This is a genomic window from Metabacillus sp. Hm71, from assembly GCF_051842955.2.
GTDB lineage: Bacteria > Bacillota > Bacilli > Bacillales > Bacillaceae > Metabacillus.
In genome coordinates, this window is record NZ_CM200278.1 from 1,795,348 (window position 1) to 1,816,168 (window position 20,821).

General features: G+C 38.0%; 16 protein-coding genes. 10 read left to right on the forward strand and 6 right to left on the reverse strand.

Annotation, left to right across the window (positions count from 1 at the left end; genetic code table 11):
* The first annotated feature begins 91 nt into the window (after nt 1-91).
* The 5 genes from ACSVDH_RS08520 (at nt 92) to ACSVDH_RS08540 (ending at nt 9,111) form a co-directional block, all read left to right on the forward strand.
* A complete protein-coding gene (locus tag ACSVDH_RS08520; protein WP_299089711.1) occupies nt 92-976 on the forward strand; it encodes an ABC transporter permease in 885 nt (294 codons plus the stop codon).
* 36 nt (nt 977-1,012) lie between these two features.
* Nucleotides 1,013-1,873, forward strand: a complete 861-nt coding sequence (locus ACSVDH_RS08525; RefSeq protein ID WP_299089713.1) for a carbohydrate ABC transporter permease — start codon at nt 1,013-1,015, stop codon at nt 1,871-1,873.
* A 57-nt stretch (nt 1,874-1,930) separates the two neighbouring features.
* Nucleotides 1,931-3,541, forward strand: coding sequence for an ABC transporter substrate-binding protein (locus tag ACSVDH_RS08530; RefSeq protein ID WP_439252304.1), 1,611 nt, complete (start codon nt 1,931-1,933; stop codon nt 3,539-3,541).
* A 243-nt stretch (nt 3,542-3,784) separates the two neighbouring features.
* A complete protein-coding gene (locus ACSVDH_RS08535; RefSeq protein ID WP_439252305.1) occupies nt 3,785-5,263 on the forward strand; it encodes a glycoside hydrolase family 32 protein in 1,479 nt (492 codons plus the stop codon).
* A 104-nt stretch (nt 5,264-5,367) separates the two neighbouring features.
* On the forward strand, nt 5,368-9,111 hold the full coding sequence (locus ACSVDH_RS08540; protein ID WP_439252306.1) for a GH32 C-terminal domain-containing protein: 3,744 nt from the start codon (nt 5,368-5,370) through the stop codon (nt 9,109-9,111).
* 148 nt (nt 9,112-9,259) lie between these two features.
* On the opposite strand, the gene ACSVDH_RS08545 is transcribed toward ACSVDH_RS08540, so the two are convergent.
* The gene (locus tag ACSVDH_RS08545) at nt 9,260-10,225 is read right to left on the reverse strand and encodes a formylglycine-generating enzyme family protein (RefSeq protein WP_439252307.1); all 966 of its coding nucleotides are present in this window, start codon (nt 10,223-10,225) and stop codon (nt 9,260-9,262) included.
* Nucleotides 10,226-10,242: 17 nt separating this feature from the next.
* Nucleotides 10,243-11,124, reverse strand: coding sequence for a LysR family transcriptional regulator (locus tag ACSVDH_RS08550; RefSeq protein WP_439252308.1), 882 nt, complete (start codon nt 11,122-11,124; stop codon nt 10,243-10,245).
* A gap of 229 nt (nt 11,125-11,353) precedes the next feature.
* Between ACSVDH_RS08550 and ACSVDH_RS08555 the strand changes: the two genes are divergently transcribed.
* Both ACSVDH_RS08555 and ACSVDH_RS08560 read left to right on the forward strand, forming a co-directional pair.
* Nucleotides 11,354-12,001: a chromate transporter gene (locus ACSVDH_RS08555; protein ID WP_439252309.1), complete on the forward strand. Its 648-nt coding sequence runs from the start codon at nt 11,354-11,356 to the stop codon at nt 11,999-12,001.
* A gap of 11 nt (nt 12,002-12,012) precedes the next feature.
* Nucleotides 12,013-12,552, forward strand: coding sequence for a chromate transporter (locus ACSVDH_RS08560; protein WP_439252310.1), 540 nt, complete (start codon nt 12,013-12,015; stop codon nt 12,550-12,552).
* A 170-nt stretch (nt 12,553-12,722) separates the two neighbouring features.
* Here ACSVDH_RS08560 and ACSVDH_RS08565 read toward each other — a convergent pair whose 3' ends face one another.
* The 3 genes from ACSVDH_RS08565 to ACSVDH_RS08575 all read right to left on the reverse strand — a co-directional run bounded on the left by ACSVDH_RS08565 (nt 12,723) and on the right by ACSVDH_RS08575 (nt 16,013).
* Nucleotides 12,723-13,634, reverse strand: a complete 912-nt coding sequence (locus tag ACSVDH_RS08565; RefSeq protein ID WP_439252311.1) for an EamA family transporter — start codon at nt 13,632-13,634, stop codon at nt 12,723-12,725.
* A gap of 456 nt (nt 13,635-14,090) precedes the next feature.
* Complete coding sequence (locus tag ACSVDH_RS08570) at nt 14,091-14,999, reverse strand: hydroxymethylglutaryl-CoA lyase (protein WP_439252312.1); 909 nt, start codon at nt 14,997-14,999, stop codon at nt 14,091-14,093.
* A gap of 135 nt (nt 15,000-15,134) precedes the next feature.
* Nucleotides 15,135-16,013 (reverse strand): LysR family transcriptional regulator, encoded by an 879-nt coding sequence (locus tag ACSVDH_RS08575; protein WP_439252313.1) that lies wholly within the window; start codon nt 16,011-16,013, stop codon nt 15,135-15,137.
* A gap of 151 nt (nt 16,014-16,164) precedes the next feature.
* Here ACSVDH_RS08575 and ACSVDH_RS08580 point away from each other — a divergent pair, with 151 nt between their 5' ends.
* Both ACSVDH_RS08580 and ACSVDH_RS08585 read left to right on the forward strand, forming a co-directional pair.
* Nucleotides 16,165-16,866 (forward strand): CoA transferase subunit A, encoded by a 702-nt coding sequence (locus ACSVDH_RS08580; protein ID WP_439252314.1) that lies wholly within the window; start codon nt 16,165-16,167, stop codon nt 16,864-16,866.
* A 20-nt stretch (nt 16,867-16,886) separates the two neighbouring features.
* Nucleotides 16,887-17,540: a 3-oxoacid CoA-transferase subunit B gene (locus tag ACSVDH_RS08585; RefSeq protein WP_439252315.1), complete on the forward strand. Its 654-nt coding sequence runs from the start codon at nt 16,887-16,889 to the stop codon at nt 17,538-17,540.
* A 168-nt stretch (nt 17,541-17,708) separates the two neighbouring features.
* On the opposite strand, the gene ACSVDH_RS08590 is transcribed toward ACSVDH_RS08585, so the two are convergent.
* Nucleotides 17,709-18,602 (reverse strand): AraC family transcriptional regulator, encoded by an 894-nt coding sequence (locus ACSVDH_RS08590; protein ID WP_439252316.1) that lies wholly within the window; start codon nt 18,600-18,602, stop codon nt 17,709-17,711.
* Between the two features lie 634 nt (nt 18,603-19,236).
* Between ACSVDH_RS08590 and ACSVDH_RS08595 the strand changes: the two genes are divergently transcribed.
* Nucleotides 19,237-20,790 carry an arylsulfatase gene (locus tag ACSVDH_RS08595; protein ID WP_439252317.1) on the forward strand — a complete coding sequence of 518 codons (1,554 nt, stop codon included), beginning with the start codon at nt 19,237-19,239 and terminating at the stop codon, nt 20,788-20,790.
* The last annotated feature ends 31 nt before the right edge of the window (nt 20,791-20,821 follow it).

Below are 20,821 nucleotides of genomic sequence, written 5' to 3' on the forward strand. Positions count from 1 at the left end.
CAGATTGCAAGAATTAGTAAAGGTAAAGAGTGATACCAATGTTTCAGTCAAAACCGGCAAGAACACAAAAATCAAAAGCAATATCGAGTATATGAGAAAAAATTATTTTCTCTACTTGCTCATTGCTCCGGCAGTTATTCTTACAATTATTTTTAAGTATGTTCCAATGTATGGGGCGATTATTGCTTTTAAGGATTTTAGCACGATTAAAGGAATATTAGGCAGTGAATGGGTAGGATTTAAGCATTTCACCGATTTTCTGACATCACCAAATTTTGAAGTGATCTTTATGAGTACGCTTAAGCTTAGCTTGTATGGATTATTGCTAGGGTTCCCAGTGCCGATTCTATTAGCCTTAATGATTAATCAAATCAGGCGAAATGCGGTGAAGAAAAATATTCAACTTATCCTCTATGCACCAAACTTTATTTCAGTGGTCGTAATCGTCGGGATGTTGTTCATTTTCTTATCACCGACAGGGCCGATCAATAACATCATTGCCTTCATAACAGGAAAGCCGGTTATGTTTATGTCAGAGCCGGAATACTTCAGGTCAATATATATTCTTTCTGGAATTTGGCAAGCTGCCGGCTGGTCTTCGATTGTTTATGTCGCTGCTTTAGCCAATGTAGATCCTGAGCTTCATAATGCTGCGACAATTGATGGGGCAAATATTTTACAAAGAATCATCCATATCGATCTGCCGACACTAAAGCCATTAATGGCGATTATCTTTATTCTCGGTGCAGGAGGAATCATGGCAATTGGTTTTGAAAAGGCCTATTTAATGCAAACGGCTATGAATTTACCGGCATCTGAAATTCTCCCAACCTATGTCTATAAAGTTGGGTTGCAAGCAGGTGATTACGCCTACTCCACTGCTGTAGGACTGTTTAATTCGGTCATCAATGTAATTTTGCTTGTTGTGGTGAATTTCGTTGTCAAAAAATTAAACGAAGGTGAAGGTTTATATTGATAGAAAGGAGTTTTCAAATTGATTAAACATACACGAATGGATCGCATCATTTTATCCTTAAATAGTGTTTTCCTATGCTTAGCTGTATTAGTGATCTTGGTTCCTTTGGTTTATGTTGTGATTGCCTCTTTTATGGATCCAACCGTGTTATTAAATCAAGGCATTTCCTTTCATGTATCTGATTGGAGTCTTGAAGGGTATAAGCGGATTTTATCTGATGATGCGATGATTAGAGGGTTTTTAAATGCGATCCTCTATTCTGTTGGTTTTTCGGTAATAACGGTTGTGGTTTCAGTGTTTGCTGCTTTTCCGTTATCAGTAAACGGTTTTGTCGGGAAAAATTTCTTTATGACGCTGTTTTTGATTACGATGTTCTTTAGCGGCGGATTAATTCCAACCTATTTAGTCGTAAAAGATTTAGGAATGTTAAATACCATCTGGGCAATCCTGCTCCCAGGGGCTGTAAATGTTTGGAATATTATTTTGGCAAGGACTTATTTTAAAGGAATTCCTACAGAATTGCATGAAGCAGCAAAGGTGGATGGAGCATCCGATTTACTCATTTTCTTTAAAATTGTGTTACCGCTGTCAAAACCGATCATCTTTGTACTCGCACTATATGCCTTTGTTGGTCAGTGGAACTCTTATTTTGATGCGATGATCTATCTTGAAGATCCTAAACTGCATCCATTGCAGCTTGTTTTAAGATCGATTTTAATTCAGAACCAAGCAGAGCCTGGGATGATAAGTGATCAATTAGCGATGGCTGAACTAGCCAAGGTTTCTGAAATGATCAAATACTCAGCCATTGTCATTTCAAGTCTTCCATTGATTGTGATGTATCCATTTTTCCAAAAGTACTTTGAAAAAGGTGTTATGGTTGGTTCATTAAAATAATGAACCAATTACTAAATAAATTTGAAAACACTTACAAAATAATAGGGGGATATTAGGATGAAACATGTAAGAAAAATTGTGTGTTCTACTGCTATTGGATTTTTATTACTATCTGGATGCAGCAGCAAAAACACATCTTCTTCAGAGGATTATGAGCTTTCCAAGGTTTCTTTTCCATTAAAGGAAGAGGTGACATTAAAGTTTATCACGCAAAGCTCGCCATTAGCTCCAAAGGATCCTAACGAAAAATTAATTTACAAACGGTTGGAGGAAAAAACAGGCGTTCATATTGAATGGAAGAACTATACAAACGATGTTTTTGTTGAAAAAAGGAACTTGGCTGTTGCAAGTGGTGATCTACCTGATGCCATCATGGATGCAGGCTACAGTGACTATGATTTACTTAAACTAGCAAAAGATGGTGCGATTATTCCTGTTGAAGATTTAATAGACAACTATATGCCAAACTTAAAGAAAGTTTTAGAGGCTGCACCTGAATATCGAGCGATGATGACAGCACCAGACGGGCATATTTATTCATTCCCTTGGATTGAGGAGCTAGGAACTGGCAAGGAGAATATCCATTCAATTGATGATTTCCCTTGGATAAACGTCGAATGGCTAAATAAATTAGGACTAAAAATGCCAAAAACAACAGAGGAATTAAAACAAGTATTACTTGCGTTTAAAACAAAGGACCCTAATGGTAACGGGAAAGCTGATGAAATCCCAATGTCCTTTATCATTAACCATGGTGGTGAAGATCCTGCCTTCTTATTTGGATCCTTTGGATTGGGTGATAACTGGGATCATACGGTTGTAAGCAATGAAGGAAAAGTATTATTTACCGCAGCTGATGAGGGCTACAAAGAAGCAATTGCTTATTTTGCTGACTTATATAAATTAGGTTTAATTGATATTGAGGCATTTGAGCATGATTGGAACACATATCTTGCAAAAGGAAAAGATGAGCGCTATGGCATGTATTTCACATGGGATAAAGCAAATATTACAGGGATGAATGATAAATATCAGTTAATGCCGCCACTAGCAGGTCCGGATGGTCATATTAATGCAACAAGAACAAATGGAATGGGCTTTGACAGAGGCAGAATGGTCATAACAAGTGCAAATAAAAACCTGGAATTAACAGCAAAATGGATCGATCAATTATATGATCCGCATCAATCCGTTCAAAACAACTGGGGAACATATGGGGATGAAAAGCAGCAAAACATTTTTGAATTTGATAAAGAAAAGAATATGTTAAAGCATTTGCCGTTGGAAGGCACAGCACCTGTTGAGTTAAGACAAAAAACAAGTATCAATGGACCGTTAGCCATTTTAGATGAATACTATGGCTCCGTTACGACAAAGCCAGATGATGCTGCGTGGAGACTGGATTTAATGAAGGAAGTCATGGTCCCTTACATGAAAGCAGAAAATACGTATCCAAAAGTATTTTTCTCACTTGAAGAACTAGACAATCTGGCAACGATTGAAACCGATTTGTTTGCTTATGTGAACAGAAAAAGAGCGGAATGGATGACAAACGGAAAAGTAGAAGAAGAATGGGATGCCTATTTGAAAGAATTAAACCGACTAGGCTTACAGGAATGGTTGGATATTAAACAAACAGGTTATGATCGAAATCAACAAAATCAATAGATAGTGTTCAAAAAAGGCTGTATGTAGTTTTTTACAAAGGTAAGAAAGCATAAAATTTTGTACTTAGTTTTAGTGTCTAGCTCCAGCGCCTAGCCCCTTTAGGGTCCAGCCACCCATGAATTGAAGGCAAAGAACGCCTTCTATTCATGAGCGTCTTATTTGCCATAGACTGATCAAGGAGCTTGCGCTTTTCTTAGTACAGCCTTTTTTTGATAAATAGTTTAATAAAAAAGGAGAAGAAAAATGGTGCAAAAATTAAAAGAACAATATCGTCCGCAATTTCATTTTTCGCCAGAAGAGAAATGGATGAACGACCCAAATGGTATGGTGTATTTTAACGGTGAATACCATTTGTTTTATCAATACAACCCTTTTGATACGATCTGGGGCCCAATGCACTGGGGACATGCGGTTAGTAAAGATCTCATTCACTGGGAACAGCTGCCGATCGCCCTGCTTCCTGATGAACACGGAACAATTTTCTCTGGAAGTGCTGTTGTAGATTGGCATAATTCATCTTGTTTCTTCGAAGATGATCAGCCGGGATTAGTCGCGATCTATACAAGCAATGATACGTATCCGGATTCAGAAAGGATCCGTCAGCGGCAATGTTTAGCATATAGCAAAGACAATGGAAGGACCTGGGTGAAATATGAGAAAAATCCAGTTCTTTCAGACTATACGAAAACCGATTTTCGCGATCCTAAGGTGTTTTGGCATGATGCTACAAAAAAGTGGATTATGATACTAGCTACTGGTCAATCGGTAACGATTTACACTTCTCCTAATTTAAAAGAATGGGAGTTTGCAAGTGAATTTGGAAGCAATGCTGGCTCACATGCTGGATTTTGGGAATGTCCGGATCTCTTTCCATTAGCGGTAGAGAATGAAGAGAATAAAATCAAATGGGTCATGCTAGTTAGCATTGGAGATACAGGAACAAGCAAAGAAGGTTCCAGAACACAATATTTTATTGGTGATTTTGACGGGAAAACCTTTGTCAATGATCATGAAGATGAAACAGTTTTATGGTTAGATTACGGTATGGATAATTATGCAGGCGTTAGTTGGTCTGATATCCCGGCTAAGGATGGCAGAAGGATGTATATCGGGTGGATGAGCAATTGGCGATATGCTAATCAAGTTCCAACAAAAGAATGGAGAGGTGCCATGACTCTTCCACGGGAATTATCGTTGATTTCCAATGAGAAAGGAATTCGTTTGCTTCAAAAGCCGGTATCTGAAATCAATTTGATAAGACGAGAGACAAGCGTGCAGCAAAACTTGCTCGTAGAATCTGACAATCCAGTATGCTTTGATATGAACAACCAATTAGTGGAGATAAATATCGAGCTTGAAAAAATAAATGGAACAAAATTTGACCTCATTATTCAGCATTCTGAATTTGATCGAACCGAGATTCGTTACAACGTTTTACAGGAAACATTAGTCATCGATCGAGCAAATTCGGGTGTACATCAATTTTCAGCATCCTTTCCCGTTCTTCAAGAAGCGCCATTAACGCTGAAGAATAACAAAATAAACATGCAGATATTCTTAGATATTTCATCAATTGAGATCTTTGCCAATGATGGTGAAGCAGCTATTACGAGCCTGTTGTATCCTAGTGAAGGCCGCAAACAACTAATTTTGCTTTCTCATATTGGAAATATGAAGGTAAATACATTGGAACTAACTGAGCTTTGTACAATTTGGGATTGAGCTTTGAAGCTATTTATAGGTATTGGGATTGACGGATATATTTCCTTCAATCCTTATTATATAGAAAATGTAAACGCTTAAAATTGTTTTGGAGATGTGATGAAATGAAAAATAACCTATCAAATGCTGTAAAACTAGTTTTATTGGTCGTATTCGTTTTTTCAATTCTATCTATTGATAGCCAACTTCAAGCACAGGCATCTGAACCGAATACGGCTATATTCGGTTATTTGCCTTTATCAGGTTCTTGGACGAAAAACACAACTGGTGATATGAAAGGAGTTAGTGAAAAGAAAAAGCCAGCTATTAACTTATCGAATACCGAGGTAGGGAGCAACTTTGTCTATGAAGCAAATGTCATGATCGATTCTTCATCCTCTAATGATGCGGCAGCCTCAGTGATCTTTCGCGCAAATCAATTTGGAACAGAAGGCTATATGCTTAGGTTGGAACCAAAAAAGGACAAAATAAAATTAGTTTCTATAAACAAAAACATAAACATTACAGAGCCTATTAAAAAAGAAATTGAAACGGGTGTTACTTATAAACTTAAAATAACTGTTGATGGGCCAGAGATAAAAGTATTCCTTAATGATGACATGCTTTTTCATAAAAAAGATTCAAAACATTCGAAAGGTTTTACAGGCTTCCATGTGGATAAAGGATCAGCTACTTTTAGTGATGTGTCAATAAATGAAACCGTTACCAATATTGAAGGCTGGGACATGAAAAGCGGCAAATGGGTTCCTTCTTCACAAGGACTTGTTGCAAAGGCAAAATCAGAAGAAATTATATATGCCATATCTCGTACAGCTGCTGCAAACTTCAATTTTGAAGCTGATGTTAGTATAGAAGATGCAAATGCCGCTGGAACTCTAATTTTTCGTTCAAATAAAACAGGTTTGCAGGCATATGGTTTGCAAATAGATTCCAAGAATGACCTTATTCGGTTGTATGATACGAAAAATAATAGAGTCATTGCCAAAAGCAAGGTGGCGATTGAAAAGGGAAATCTCTATCGTATCCGCATTAAAGCAGAAAGAACTGTTTTAAAGGTATATTGGCAAAACGGATCAAACCCTGTGATCAGTGTTAATGATGATACCTATACAAAGGGGTTCTTAGGGCTTCATGCGTACAATGGCAATGCAGTCTTTCAAAACATACTTGTTAGTGATATAAACTCGAATTTAGATGGGTGGATTTCTTACAATGGTGAATGGACACCAGACCTTAATGGAATCAAAGGCATTAGCAATGGGGCAGAAAATACGTATCGGATCGCTGAAAGGACGGAAACAAATTTCGTTCTTGAAGGAGATCTAAAGGTGGATAATGTGACTAAAAATGGCACTGCCGGACTGGTTTTTCGTGCGAATTCAGACGCAACTAGAGGATATATGTTAAACATTGACCCTAATTTAAATAAGGTTCGTTTATTGGATCTCAATAGCGATCGTACGGTTGGAATGGCAGATTGGGAGATTGAAACGGGAAAAACCTATCATTTTGAAGTACATGCAATGGATGAACAAATAAAGGTTTATGTAGACGGATATGCGGAACCTGTTATAGATGTGAATGACTCTGCTTATACAAGCGGAAAGTTTGGATTAAATGTGTATAATGGAACAGCTTATTTCCAAAATGTTTATGCGACAAACTATGATGATTATTATTCAGAGCTCTATCGACCACAGTTTCACTATACTCAGGCAAGAGGGGCTGCAAGTGATCCAAACGGGCTCGTATATTATGAAGGTGAATACCATCTCTTTCACCAGGATGGAGGAAAATGGGCACATGCGGTAAGTAAAGATCTTGTTCATTGGAAGCGATTGCCGATTGCAATTCCTTGGAATGAGATGGGGCATGCCTGGTCTGGGTCAGCTGTTGTTGACAAAAACAATGTCTCAGGATTATTTAATGAAGAAGGCTCGGGTTTAATCGCTTATTATACATCCTTTAATCCTGCTAAACATAATGGAGATCAAAAAATTGCCGTCGCATATAGCCGAGATAAGGGGAGGACATGGGAATTTTATGAAGGAAATCCGATCATCCCTAATATTGGTGAATTCTATGGAGGAGAGGGCTGGGATTTCCGCGATCCAAAAGTTGTTTGGGATAAAGACCATAAGCAATGGGTAATGGTCGTATCTGGAGGAGATCATATTCGATTTTTCACCTCAACCGATTTGTTAAATTGGAAAATGATTGAATCATTTGGGTATGGTAATTATGTGAGAGGTGGAGTTTGGGAATGCCCGGATTTCTTTCAGCTTCCGGTTGATGGAGATGAAAATAAGAAAAAATGGGTGTTGTCTATCAGTACTGGGGCAAACCCAAAAACGAACGGATCGGATTCTGAGTACTTTGTAGGGACATTTGATGGAAACCGTTTTGTAAGTGATCATCCGGCAGGTACTGTATTAAAAAATGAATTCGGCAAAGAAATGTATGCAGCCATGTCTTTTTCTGATATACCACCATCAGATGGTCGTCGCATCTCCTTAGGCTGGATGAGTAATTGGGACTATCCGTTTAGTTTTCCTACTTCCCCATGGCAAGGACAAATGTCCATTCCGCGTGAATTAACATTAAAGACTGTACCTGGAGAAGGTGTGCGATTGTTTCAAAAGCCGATTGAGGAATTAGCACAACTAAGAGGTGAAGTTTTCTCATGGAGTGACCAAATTGTGCAGCCTAATGATACGAACTTGTTAGCTGGGTTGAACGGGACAGCATATGAAATCATCGCAGAATTTGAGTTGCCTGAAAATAACAGCTCAGCTGAATTCGGCTTCAAGCTAAGAGAATCAAGTGACCAAAAAACAATTGTCGGCTATAATGTCACCGATTCAAAAATGTTTTTCGATCGAACAGAATCAGGCGAAATAGATTTTTCAGAGAAGTTTTCTACTTTCCATGAAACAGCATTAAAACCGAAAAACAACCGCGTTAAAATGCGCATATTTGTTGACGAATCCTCTATTGAGGTGTTTGGAAATGACGGCCAAGTTGTTTTCTCAAATGTTGTTTTTCCAGATGGGGCAAGTGATGGTATGAGCTTCTATACAAAAGGTGGAAAGGTAAAAATCGTTTCATTAAAGGTGTATCCATTAAGAGGAATTTGGAAGGAAGCAACGAATGATGGGACGGCATCAAGCAAAGTTGTGATGGACCATAGCAAACTTGAACTCAGGACTGGTGAGACACATATATTATCTGCATCAGTACTCCCTCTTTCTGCAAAAAAACAGAAGATTAAATGGCAATCTAGCAATCCAGCTATTGCCGAGGTTAAGAAAATAGATCATGATACTGCTGAAGTAAAGATGGTTGGATACGGCAGAGCAGTTATTTCGGCAACAACAAATAATGGCAAATTTATTGGCTCAACAGTAGTGACTAGTAAAACAACATACCAAATTGTCGATGTGAATAGCGGAAAAGCACTTACTGTTAATGGAACAACCAATGGTTCAAAAGTAAAAATATTTCCTAGGGGTGCCTCCGAAAACCAGACCTGGAATTTTGAAGGAAATCGATCAGGAGTGTATAAAGTTCTTTCTTCTTATAGCAACAAAGTCTTGGATGCTTCTGGAGTCGCAAACGGTGATGATGTTCAAGTTTGGGAATATTTTGGCTATGGGAATCAACATTGGCGCATAACCGATCATTGGGATGGTACATTCTCTTTTCATGTAATGAACAGTGGGAAATCCTTGGGAGTACCTAAGGGCAGACGTGAGGATGGTACGGTTGTTGAGATTCATGATCATAATAATGAGGCCTCACAAAAGTGGAAATTGGTTGAGGTGTCCTCAAGTGACAAGATGAAATGAAGCGAAAACATGACTAAATAATTCGACTTAGAACGTAAGGAAGTAGTCTTATAGGGTTATCAAATATAAAGCAGGGCTGACTCAAAGGAATCTGAACCTATTGAGCAGCCCTTTAATAAAAAGGAAATTTTTCGATTATTTTAATCGTTTACACATCCGCTACACAACGAAACCCTAGGTGCCCTGATGAACTATCTGGTGTATTCGAGGTTCGTGCTGCTACACGATAACGGTTGCAATATGATTCATGACATAAATAGGAACCGCCTCTCATCACCTTTGTGTCGCCTGTTGAAGGTCCTTGCGGATTCGTGCGTCCGCCTCTTTTATGAATGCTTCTGCTAAACCAATCAGAACACCATTCCCAAACGTTTCCTGACATATTATAAAGGCCGAAATCGTTTTTTAGAAAAGACTGAGCAGGGGCTGTCCCTTCATAGCCGTCCTCTTTTGTATTTTTTTCAGGAAAAGTGCCTTGCCAAATATTGCAGTAATGCTCACCATTAGGTGTTAATTCATCACCCCAAGGATATCTTTTTTGTTCAAGGCCTCCGCGTGCTGCATATTCCCATTCAGCTTCTGTCGGTAATCGTTTACCTGTCCATTGGCAAAAGGTAAGGGCATCATTCCAGGTTACATGGACAACAGGATGATCCATCCGTTGGTCAATCGATGAGCCGGGTCCTTCCGGCTGGTACCAGAAAGCACCATCAACAGCACACCACCATGGTGTATGAACAACCCGTTTTACTTGATTCCTAAGCTTTGAAGGTAAGAAGCTATGAAACACAAATGACCAGCCAAACTTCTCTGACTCTGTCTTATAGCCTGTAGCTTTTACAAATTCATTAAATTCAGCATTCGTTACCGCGTACCTGTCTATTAAAAATGGATTTACTTCCACCTTTCGTACAGGTCCCTCACCATCAGCTGGGAAGCTTTCCTTTTCATTTGTACCCATTAAAAATTCCCCGCCGGGGAGATATACCATTTTCTCTGTGAACATAGTTTTACTAGGTGCCATTACTTGTGAAGTTTGTACGTTTGCGCTATTTTCCTTTCTTTCATTTTTTCTGATAATGTTACAGCAAGATAGATTTTTTTTCGTTTTCATTTGTTCACATCCTAGGATTATTTTTGAATGAACTCAACAAAACGCGAAACCCCGTTTCGATGAAACCTTTGAGGTTTTTTTACCAACCATAAGCTTCGATTAATATGAATATCGGTAATTTTCATTTCCTTTAAAAATCCCTGCTCCAATTCTCTTGCTACTGTTAACCTCGGGAGAATACTTATGCCAAGGCCCGCTTCCACCGCGCTCTTTATTGCTTGTGTAGAGCTGATTTCCATATAACTTTCAATTTTATCGAGTATTCCATGTTCTCTTAAGGTGCTTTCTACAATTAAACGTGTGCCGGATAGGGACTCACGCCATATCATCCGTTCATTTGCCAATTCTTCAATATTTATTTCCGATCGTTCTCTCCACGGGTGGTCAGCAGGAAAAACGAGGATTAATTCGTCATCTGCAAATTTTTCAACGATATAATCTTCATCATCAACAAGTCCTTCAACTAAGGCAATATCGATGACATCATTTGTTAAGTCTTCGAGCACACTTGGTGTATTTTTAATGGTAAGTGATACTTTTATATCTGGAGTCAGTTTTTTAAAGCGGCCGAGGAGGCTCGGCAATAAAAACTCACCAATTGTTAAAGAAGCCCCAACCCTGAGGGTAGAATTGTATTCACCTATTGCCTGCTGAATCACTTCTTTCGAACGATTAAAGTCGGTAATAATGGCTTTTGCAAAAGGATACAGCATTTTTCCGGTTTCTGTAACAATTAATTTTCCTTCTGTTCGGTCGAATAACAGGGTTCCATAAACATTCTCCAATTGGCGAATTTGTCTTGTTACCGCAGGTTGAGACACAAAGCTTAGTCTTGCTGCCTGGCTTATGCTGCCCTCATCAACGACTAAACAAAACATTTTCAGGTTTTCGATATTCAAAACAACTTCCTCCCTGATCAATAAGATCCGATGGTTTGTATATATACAATATTACCATAAGAATTCAATAGGAAGATGAGGTATAACGATCTGTTATAACCTATGCATTTGTTGCAATTTACCATCTATCGATTAACGTGATATCGTAGTAGATAAGAACAATACTTGTTTTTGAGAGTTAGAGCACATTTTTTAGCTATTATAATATAGAAGAAAAGAGGGGAAAAAGATGAGGGAAGAATGGAAAAGAATCGCACAGCTCTTTTGGATCTTCTTTAAAATATCACCGGTAACGTTTGGTGGAGGCTATGCAATGCTGCCGATTATTGAAAAAGAGGTCGTATATAAAAAGAAATGGGCTAAACGTGAAGAGCTTACAGATGTTTTCGCTATTGCTGGAACAGTACCAGGTGCGATTGCAGTAAATGCAGCAACCTTCATTGGCCACCGTATTGCTGGTATAAAAGGAGCGTTCGCCGCAACATTAGGCACGCTGACTCCAACTTTTATCATTGTATTATTACTTACCGGGATGCTTGCTAGCTTTCAGAATAACCCTCATGTTGAAGCGGCTTTTTATGGAATTCGAGCCTCAACTGTCGCTCTAATTGTATATGCTGGAATCAAAATGTCACGAACATCATTAATAGATAAGACAACAACATTTTTAGCTGTTAGTATGTTTATTGCTATGCTCTTATTTCATTGGCACCCAGTCATTATTATACTTTTAGGCGCTATTGTAGGTATCCTCATCATCAAAGTGAAAGAAAAACTAGTCGTTTTTGTCAAATTGGAGAAAAATGATCGTGATGATAAAGTTGAAAAAAATATACTTAACCCATTAAAGGAAATGAAGCAAAAAGTAGGGATGTAGGAGGTGAGACGATGCTGTTAGAATTATTTATTTTGTTTTTTATAATAGGAACTGTATCATTTGGCGGGGGATATGCGATGATTCCGGTCATAGAAAGAGAAGTAACAAGCAGGGGATGGCTCACTACTTCTGACTTTGCTGATGCAGTGGCATTAGCAGGAATGACTCCAGGATCAATTGCCTCCAATAGTGCAACAATCATTGGGTTTAAGGTTGCAGGTTTCCCGGGAGCCATGGTATCGACTATTGCAATCAGTTTACCATCATTGCTGTTGATTTTAGTGATCGCCATGTTCTTATATAAAATTCACAAAAACAGTCTTGTTAAATCAGCTTTTTATGGTCTGCGTCCTATTGTAACTAGCTTAATTCTCTATGCTGCTATTAAACTAGCGATTTCTAATGGTGTTTTATCCGCCTCACTCTCCTGGGATATGATTACCATGTTAATGATTTTCGGATTTTCTCTAACAGCATTATTATATTTTCGTGTTCATCCAGTATTGATTATTTTAGGTGCAGGAGTTAGTGGGATGTTTATATACTCGTAATTAAAAAATATTTTTGTAACTTTATAAAATAAGTGAGCATTTTCTTAAAGGAAATCAGTTAATTTTACTAGACTAACTTATAATTTGTTCTTAACGGATTAGTTACTAACATAATGAAAAGTCTGATCCTTTTATAGAAGATCAGACCATTATTTTTATAAAATTTTAACTTATGAGATAGACCTTGTCTGTACTTGAGCCGGTTTTTGTTTTTGAATTGCATGTTTCACATTGCCGGCCGCTATTCCGCCTAATATGAGCAGAACACCAAGCCATTGTGTCAAGCTTACATGTTCAGCAAGAATTATTGATGACATTGTAACGGCAACTGGAAGTTCAGATGCTGTCAAGATTGTGCCCAGTCCAGGACCGATTTTTGGCATGCCAATTGAAAATAACAGCGGTGGCAGGGCTACGCCAAAAAAGCCAAGCAATAATCCATACGGTGCAACTCCTGTCAGGACTGGTAAATCAAATAAAAACATTGGAGGAAACACTAGGAAAACGACAATCACACCTCCAGTAGAAATAATCGCACTTTTCATGATAGGAGGAGTCATTTTTCCAACAGAGCCGCTTAAAAAAATGAAAGTGGTAAACGTTATGGCTGAGAGCAATCCCCAAATCATTCCTTGCCATGATATAACAGCTCCGCCAGCAGAGGTAATACCCGCAGCTAGTACTGAACCCACAAGGAGAATGAAAATAGAAATAAGTTTATTTTTTACCGGTTTTTTCTTATAAAAGATAAATTCATATAAGGTTCCAATCCAAACAAATTGAAATAAAAAAATAATGGCGAGTGAAGCATTTAATGTTTGCAGAGCTTGATAATAAAACACTCCTGTTAGACCAAACGGTATCCCTGATGCTAAAAGTTTAAAAGTTTGTGCTAATGTGATTTTTCCCCTTTTTGATAAGAGAACCATAATCCAAAGGATGAGCGATCCAAAAAAGTATTGTCCTCCAGTGACTTCAGTGACTTCAAAGCCTGCCGAATAAGCAAGTTTTACAAAAGTTGATAAAATCCCGTAACAACAGCCCCCTAAAAATACGACTAACGCATAATGCCAATTTTTCATAACTATTGCCCCTTTCTTTATATTAGTGTTCAGATAGTACAAGAACAGCTTCGGTCAGGAAGAACGCTCGTCATTAGAAGACTTCCTTTGCTTTGCTGTTTACATTCATTTAACATAAAAAAGCCACACAACTGCCAAAAGGCAGTTGTGTGGCGAAAATAGAGTTACCTCTAGAAAAATCCACATCCTAATAAGGTTTTATTATTCAGTTCCATTAAGAGTATAAAATCAACTTTGAAACTTGTCAATGTGTACCTGAAGCGGATAAATATTTTTAAATGTTTAATTAACGAGCGGCTATATCTACTTAAATTAGTTAGGGGTAGGAATCTGATTATTTTTCTTGCTATATTTGAAAGTATTGCATGATCGGTTACGATTAATTCGATTTTTTAAAATGTTAATAAAGTAAACCTAAGATTTAAAATCGTGAATATCAAGTATGTTTAATAAGACCTAATTAAAAGCCTGTAAACTATGGCTCGGTAACGGTCTTCCCACTTTTTCCTGAATGAATTTAGCTGCAGCCAATAGCTTTTCCTGATGAATCCCTGTTTGAATGCCCATTCCGTCCAGCATATACAACAAATCATCTGTTGCTACATTTCCAGATGCACCAGGAGCATAAGGACACCCTCCAAGCCCACCAATTGAACTATCGAAATTAGTAATCCCCATTTCAAGTGATATTAGAACATTTGCCATTGCCAAACCGCGGGTATCATGAAAGTGCATAGCTAATCGTTCAGAAGGAAATCGTTTAAGAAGAATGTCTAACATTTTCTCTACCTGTAGAGGATTTGCCGCACCGATCGTATCACCTAATGATATTTCTCTAACGCCTATATCAAATAGAGTTTCTGATACTCTTAAGACTTGTTCTGCACAAACAGGTCCCTCATATGGACACCCGAAAACAGTAGATACATATCCGCGAACGGTTTTTCCAGCTGCTATTGCTTCTTTTCCAACTTCTTTTAAAATAGGAAAAGTTTCATTGATTGATTTGTTAATATTCTTCTTATTATGTGTTTCACTGGCGGACATAAAGACTGCAACCTCATCAATATTTGCTTCCAAACCTCGCTGCAATCCCTTCAAATTTGGGACGAGTGCTGCATAGGTTACGCCTGAGACACGGTCTATTTGTTTTGCAACCTCATATGCATCGGCTAATGCAGGAATCCACTTTGGGTTAACAAAGGAAGTTACTTCAATATACGATAAGCCGCTTTGCGATAATTGATTAATCCAAGCAATTTTATCCTCTGTAGAAATAAAGGTCTTCTCATTTTGTAATCCATCCCTTGGCCCAACTTCATTCACGGTTACCTTTTTTGGATAGTTTCTATTAGAAACAGTCATTTCTTTACATCGCCTCCTTTTTTAAGTAACAACTTAATTGATAGGAAGAAATGATAACCCAATGCTTTGTAGTACCATAAGTCTTTTAAAGAAATATATGCTTCATTTCGAATATTAACATCTGATTATGACTTTCTATTCTCCTTCCGCACCCAACATCTCCAATAACTTTCTCAAAGCAAAAGGATGATACGCACCTTTTTTTGTAATAATACCTAATTTCCAATATAGCGGTTCAGACAATGGAATAATGCAGACGTTCGGATTATTTTGCTTATTATAGATCGATTTCGGCAGCAAGGTGATTCCGAGCTTGGCAGCGACGAGTTCGATAAGTAAATCCCATTGTGAGCTTTGGTAGGCAATAGTGGGATGAAAGCCTGCGTCAAAACATGCTTGTTTAATGTAATCATGGAGGGTAAATTCTTCAGAAAATAAAATAAAATGTTCGTTTTCTAATTCACTTAAGAATACTTCACTTCGGCCTGCTACTGGGTGGTCTTTATGAACATATACAACAAATTCATCGGTGAAAAACGGGTAACAATGAAATGAAGCTTCATTTGTTGGAAGCACAATAATGCCAAGATCAATTTGGCCATTTTCAACGAGCCCGCCAATACGTTTCGCCCCGAGCTCGACAAGCTCAAGTGATACATTTGGGTATTTTTTATAAAATCTTAGCGCAATGTCAGGAAAGAACAAGGTGCCGATTAGAGGCGGAATCCCCATCTTTATCTCACCTGCTGCAATATCCATCAGTTCGTCTAGTAATATCTTGATCTCTGACAAAGATGAAAGTGCTTTTTGACCTTGCTGGTAAACTATTTTTCCTGCATCTGTTAATCGGAGATGCCTTGTTGAACGGTCGAATAACTCTACATGCAGTTCTTCTTCCAACTTTTTAACGGCCTTACTAAAAGAAGGCTGTGACAAATAGGAATGTGCAGCGGCTTTTGTAAAGCTTTGATGATTCGTCACTTCGATAAAGGCTTTAAGATCTCGTAACTCCATATTGTGAACCCCTCCTATATTTATTCCTATTATTCATGCAATCTATTCTTTTTATGTATTTTACTTATAAACAAACTGAATGTAAACTCTTACATAAGGAACATTCAAAGTATTGGTATCTTTGTCCAGTAAATAGTGGGAGGAGAAATGAATGAAAAATAGCAAAGTCATGACTTCATTTTCGGAAGCGGTTTCAGATATTCGTAATGGCTCGACCTTAATAGTCGGTGGCTTCGGATTATGCGGGATTCCAGAAAAATTGATTGAAGCTTTACGTGATCAAGGAACAAAAGATTTAACCGTTGTCAGTAACAACTGTGGAGTGGATAATTGGGGGTTAGGTCTATTGCTTGCTAATAAGCAAATCAAAAAAATGGTTTCATCTTATGTAGGGGAAAACAAAATTTTTGAAAAGCAATTTTTAAGTGGGGAATTGGAAGTAGAGTTAACACCACAAGGGACACTAGCAGAAAGAATACGAGCCGGCGGTGCAGGGATTCCTGGCTTTTATACGGCTACAGGGATTGGCACACAAATTGCAGACGGAAAAGAAATAAAGGAGTTTGACGGAAAATCCTATTTGCTTGAGCGCGGTATCGTCGGAGATTTTGCCCTCGTAAAAGCATGGAAGGCGGATACGCTTGGCAATCTTGTGTACCGAAAAACATCACGTAATTTCAACCCGCTAGCAGCAATGGCAGGCAAAATTACCATCGCTGAGGTGGAAGAAATCGTAGAACCAGGTGAGTTGGATCCAGAAGAAATTCATACACCAAGTATTTATGTTCAAAGATTGCTAGTTGGTACAAACTATCAAAAAAGAATTGAGAGATTGACCGTGCAAGAGGCTTAACAAAGGGAGGCGTGAAGATAATGAGCGATAGAAGAATGACAATTGTAAAAAGAGCGGTTCAGGAAATAAAAGATGGTATGAATGTCAACCTTGGAATTGGAATGCCTACGTTGGTCGCAAATGAAATACCTGCAAACTTCAGTGTGTTATTGCAGTCAGAAAACGGCCTGCTTGGTATTGGTCCATATCCGTTTGCTGGTACAGAGGATCCGGATTTAATCAATGCAGGAAAGGAAACGATTACAACAGTACCAGGTGCAGCTTATTTTGATAGTGCGGAGTCGTTTGCGATGATTCGGGGCGGTCATATTGATCTAGCAATACTTGGGGGAATGGAGGTCTCTGAAACTGGTGATCTTGCCAATTGGATGATTCCTGGAAAAATGGTCAAAGGAATGGGAGGGGCTATGGATCTTGTCAATGGCGCCAAAAGAGTAGTTGTCATTATGGAGCATGTAAACAAGCATGGAGAAAGTAAAATTAAGAAGAAATGTTCCCTCCCGCTAACAGGCCAGCAGGTTGTACACAGACTGATTACAGACTTAGGTGTCTTCGATTTTACACCAGAAGGTATGGTGCTTACGGAAAAACTAAACGGTGCCACAGTAGAAGAAATAAAAGAAAAAACGGAAGCTGCCTTTACCGTGGCACCCGAACTAATTGGGGTTAAATAAGATGGTAAAAAAAGTCATTTTAGATGGAACACGTACTCCGATCGGTAAATTTGGAGGAGCGCTAGATTAATAGAAAAAGCCCAATTCTCAGTATTATCAATGAGATAGGGCTTTTTTGAAGATACATAAATTGTAATTCCAATTTTTGCAACGATGGGATTTGTGTTTTTATGCCTTTACAGTCCGCTTTTTGACAGGAATATAGATATCTATCTCTTTGTTCTCTGAACCGTAGCATCTTTCGTCATAAAGCTCGAATTCTACTGATCCACAATGTTCATAGCCCGATTTTGGAAACCACTCTGTAAAAATATGATTCCATGTCGACTGAATAGAAGCGATAAACGATTCTTCATTTGACTTTGGCGTAGTGAATACCGCGTATTCCAGCTCTGGGAAACTTATCGATACCATTCCTTTAGGTGCTTGGGTGTGCTTCGTTACTTCCTTCCCAATGATATAATCGAATTCACCCGTTTCAGGTTGAAAATTAGTACAAATGCCGAGCTCCACATTTTTGTGTAAGGGATTTGGAATTTTTGTGCCCAAGTTATTTTGTATATACTGCTGCCAAAATTCAGGAATATCGATTTTGTTTTGACCATTTTCATTCTTCGTTTTCAGTTCGTATCCAATGATGTGAAATGCTGGTTTAGTGATAAAGGTTGGTTCCATCCTATCTCCTCCTGGTAAGGGTTTTGTATTTAGGCAGGCTTTACCACGTAAGGGTCCAGATATTCTAGTTGCCTTTCGGTATTGCTTCGGTGAAACGCCAAAATGCTTTTTGAACGCCCGGTTGAATGACTCTTGGTATTGAAACCCTGCATCGAGTGCAATCGTTATTACCTTTTCATCTGTATAGAATAATCGTTCCGCTGCATAAGTGAGCCTTCTTTTTCTAACATAATCCATCACAGACTCTCCGACCATTGCTTGGAATACACGATGATAATGAAAAGGAGAAAAACAAGCAATCTCTGCTAATTTCTCTAAAGTTATTTGTTCATGCAAGTTCTCCTCAATGTAATCAAGCGTTCGTTGTATACAGATCACATAATTCATTTCCCTTCACCTACCCTACATCCACTATAACAGCAAACAAATATTCGTTCTTAACAATTTTTGCTACAATAAATTTACTTTTATTTTAAAAAATAGTCATCCTTCATGTTGCATTTGTAGTAAAAGGCGGCTAATTACATCTTCAATGGGAATATGGATAGGGAATTATTTTAACTTTCTGTTTAATTTCGTTTAATGATACAACTAATTTAGTTTAATTTATATTTATTAAAATATAATATAGATTTTTACAGTTTTTTCGCTGTCTAAAAACAAACTGAAAACCTACATGACTTTATTAACTATTTCATTTATATAAAACCAGGTGACAATAGAGGAGCTTTATCTATAAGAACTCAGAGATGTTTTGGGTGTTTTAAAAGAAGGCTCTTTTTTAGTACGATTAAATAGAAATTAAAAAATGAAAATAGTTGACAATACAAATATGTAAACGTATTCTTATAACTAAAGTTACATAATATTTGTAACGAAACATATTATCGGTATCTTTTAACGTCCTATTTTAATGATTTGTTTCTTAATTTAAAAAGAATACATCAATGATAAAATCGATTAACGATTCTACTAGATTATCAGAATTGGAATCGTATAAAAAAGTTGTGGAGGGATAAGTATGGCAGTTGACAAGCCAAATATTTTATTGATACTCGCAGATGATTTAGGATTTTCAGATTTAGGCTGTTTTGGTGGTGAGATCAATACACCAAATCTAGACCAACTTGCGACAGATGGTCTCCGTTTAACACAAATTTATAATTCGGCTCGTTGTTGTCCAAGCCGTGCTTCACTTTTGAGCGGATTATATCCACATCAAGCTGGGGTAGGAGAGATGACAGAGGATCGTGAAACCCCAGGATATCGCGGCCATTTGAAAGATCAGTGTGTTACTCTTGCTGAGGTTTTAAGAGAAGGTGGTTATCACACGTATTTATCTGGTAAATGGCATGTTGGTAAACATGGTCCAATTGAGAGAGGATTCGATGATTTTTACGGTATTTTAGGAGGCTTTACAAGTTTTTGGGATAAAAGAGAATACATACGTTTGCCTGATGGCCGACCAGAGCGCAGTTACAAAGAAGGTGAATTTTACGCGACAGATGCTATTACTGACCATGCATTAGATTTCCTTGAGGAATCACGTGAAGACGAACGCCCATATTTCCTTTACCTCTCATATAATGCACCGCATTTTCCATTACAGGCTCCGAAAGAGGAGATTGCTAAATATGAAAAGGTATATGAAAAAGGCTGGGATAAAATTAGGGAAGAGCGTTTAGAACGGATGAAAGAGCTGCAAATCGTTGATGAAAATACATCATTAACACCGAGATCAGAATATTGGAATAGGGATAGGGATATTCATGGAACAAATCCACCATGGGATTCCATAGATCCTGATCGTCAAAAAGATTTAGTCAAAAGAATGGCCATCTATGCTGCGATGATCGATCGTATGGATCAGAATATCGGTAGAGTAATTGAAAATTTACGTGAAAATGGGGAACTAGACAATACGTTAATTTTATTCTGCTCTGATAATGGAGCCTGTGCTGAATGGGATCCATGGGGATTTGATGACTGGATTACAACGTCTAATTTTTTACATCGCAAAGATGACTTGGAGAAAATGGGTGGCCCTGATACCTATCATAGTTATGGTTCAGGATGGGCGAATGTGTGCACTACTCCTCTTCGGTTATATAAACACTATGGTCATGAAGGAGGAATAAGTACACCTTTCATCGCTCACTGGCCGAAAAAGGTGACACGTAAAGGAGAAATTGATCATCGTCCAGGACATTTTATCGATTTTATGGCCACTTTTGTTGAGATTACAGGTGTTTCTTACCCTGCAACATATAAGGGACATAACATTCTTCCGATGGAGGGCGAAAGTTTAATGCCGATCTTCACAGGAGAGAATACTCCGCAAAGAACACTTTGCTTTGAGCATGAGCATCATTGTGGGATCCGTCAGGGAGAATGGAAACTATCAAAAATAAGAGAAAAAGATTGGGAACTTTATAATATTAAAAATGATCGAACAGAAATGCATAATCTGAAGGATGAATATCCAGTACTTGTAAATGAAATGAAAAAAACATGGGAAGAATGGGCTGAAAGAACAAATGTCTATCCTCGTAAATTAACAAAAATAAAAAGTTAATGATAGATTCGTAATATTTCTTCAAGGTGCA

What these genes read in the sequence shown, in the direction of transcription:
- ACSVDH_RS08595 (WP_439252317.1), top strand. Translation starts at nt 19,237, where the DNA reads ATGGCAGTTGACAAGCCAAATATTTTATTGATACTCGCAGATGATTTA.
- ACSVDH_RS08525 (WP_299089713.1), top strand. Translation starts at nt 1,013, where the DNA reads ATGGATCGCATCATTTTATCCTTAAATAGTGTTTTCCTATGCTTAGCT.
- ACSVDH_RS08545 (WP_439252307.1), bottom strand. Translation starts at nt 10,225, where the DNA reads ATGAAAACGAAAAAAAATCTATCTTGCTGTAACATTATCAGAAAAAAT.
- ACSVDH_RS08540 (WP_439252306.1), top strand. Translation starts at nt 5,368, where the DNA reads ATGAAAAATAACCTATCAAATGCTGTAAAACTAGTTTTATTGGTCGTA.
- ACSVDH_RS08565 (WP_439252311.1), bottom strand. Translation starts at nt 13,634, where the DNA reads ATGAAAAATTGGCATTATGCGTTAGTCGTATTTTTAGGGGGCTGTTGT.
- ACSVDH_RS08580 (WP_439252314.1), top strand. Translation starts at nt 16,165, where the DNA reads ATGAAAAATAGCAAAGTCATGACTTCATTTTCGGAAGCGGTTTCAGAT.
- ACSVDH_RS08575 (WP_439252313.1), bottom strand. Translation starts at nt 16,013, where the DNA reads ATGGAGTTACGAGATCTTAAAGCCTTTATCGAAGTGACGAATCATCAA.
- ACSVDH_RS08555 (WP_439252309.1), top strand. Translation starts at nt 11,354, where the DNA reads ATGAGGGAAGAATGGAAAAGAATCGCACAGCTCTTTTGGATCTTCTTT.
- ACSVDH_RS08560 (WP_439252310.1), top strand. Translation starts at nt 12,013, where the DNA reads ATGCTGTTAGAATTATTTATTTTGTTTTTTATAATAGGAACTGTATCA.
- ACSVDH_RS08590 (WP_439252316.1), bottom strand. Translation starts at nt 18,602, where the DNA reads ATGAATTATGTGATCTGTATACAACGAACGCTTGATTACATTGAGGAG.
- ACSVDH_RS08535 (WP_439252305.1), top strand. Translation starts at nt 3,785, where the DNA reads ATGGTGCAAAAATTAAAAGAACAATATCGTCCGCAATTTCATTTTTCG.
- ACSVDH_RS08585 (WP_439252315.1), top strand. Translation starts at nt 16,887, where the DNA reads ATGAGCGATAGAAGAATGACAATTGTAAAAAGAGCGGTTCAGGAAATA.
- ACSVDH_RS08520 (WP_299089711.1), top strand. Translation starts at nt 92, where the DNA reads ATGAGAAAAAATTATTTTCTCTACTTGCTCATTGCTCCGGCAGTTATT.
- ACSVDH_RS08530 (WP_439252304.1), top strand. Translation starts at nt 1,931, where the DNA reads ATGAAACATGTAAGAAAAATTGTGTGTTCTACTGCTATTGGATTTTTA.
- ACSVDH_RS08570 (WP_439252312.1), bottom strand. Translation starts at nt 14,999, where the DNA reads ATGACTGTTTCTAATAGAAACTATCCAAAAAAGGTAACCGTGAATGAA.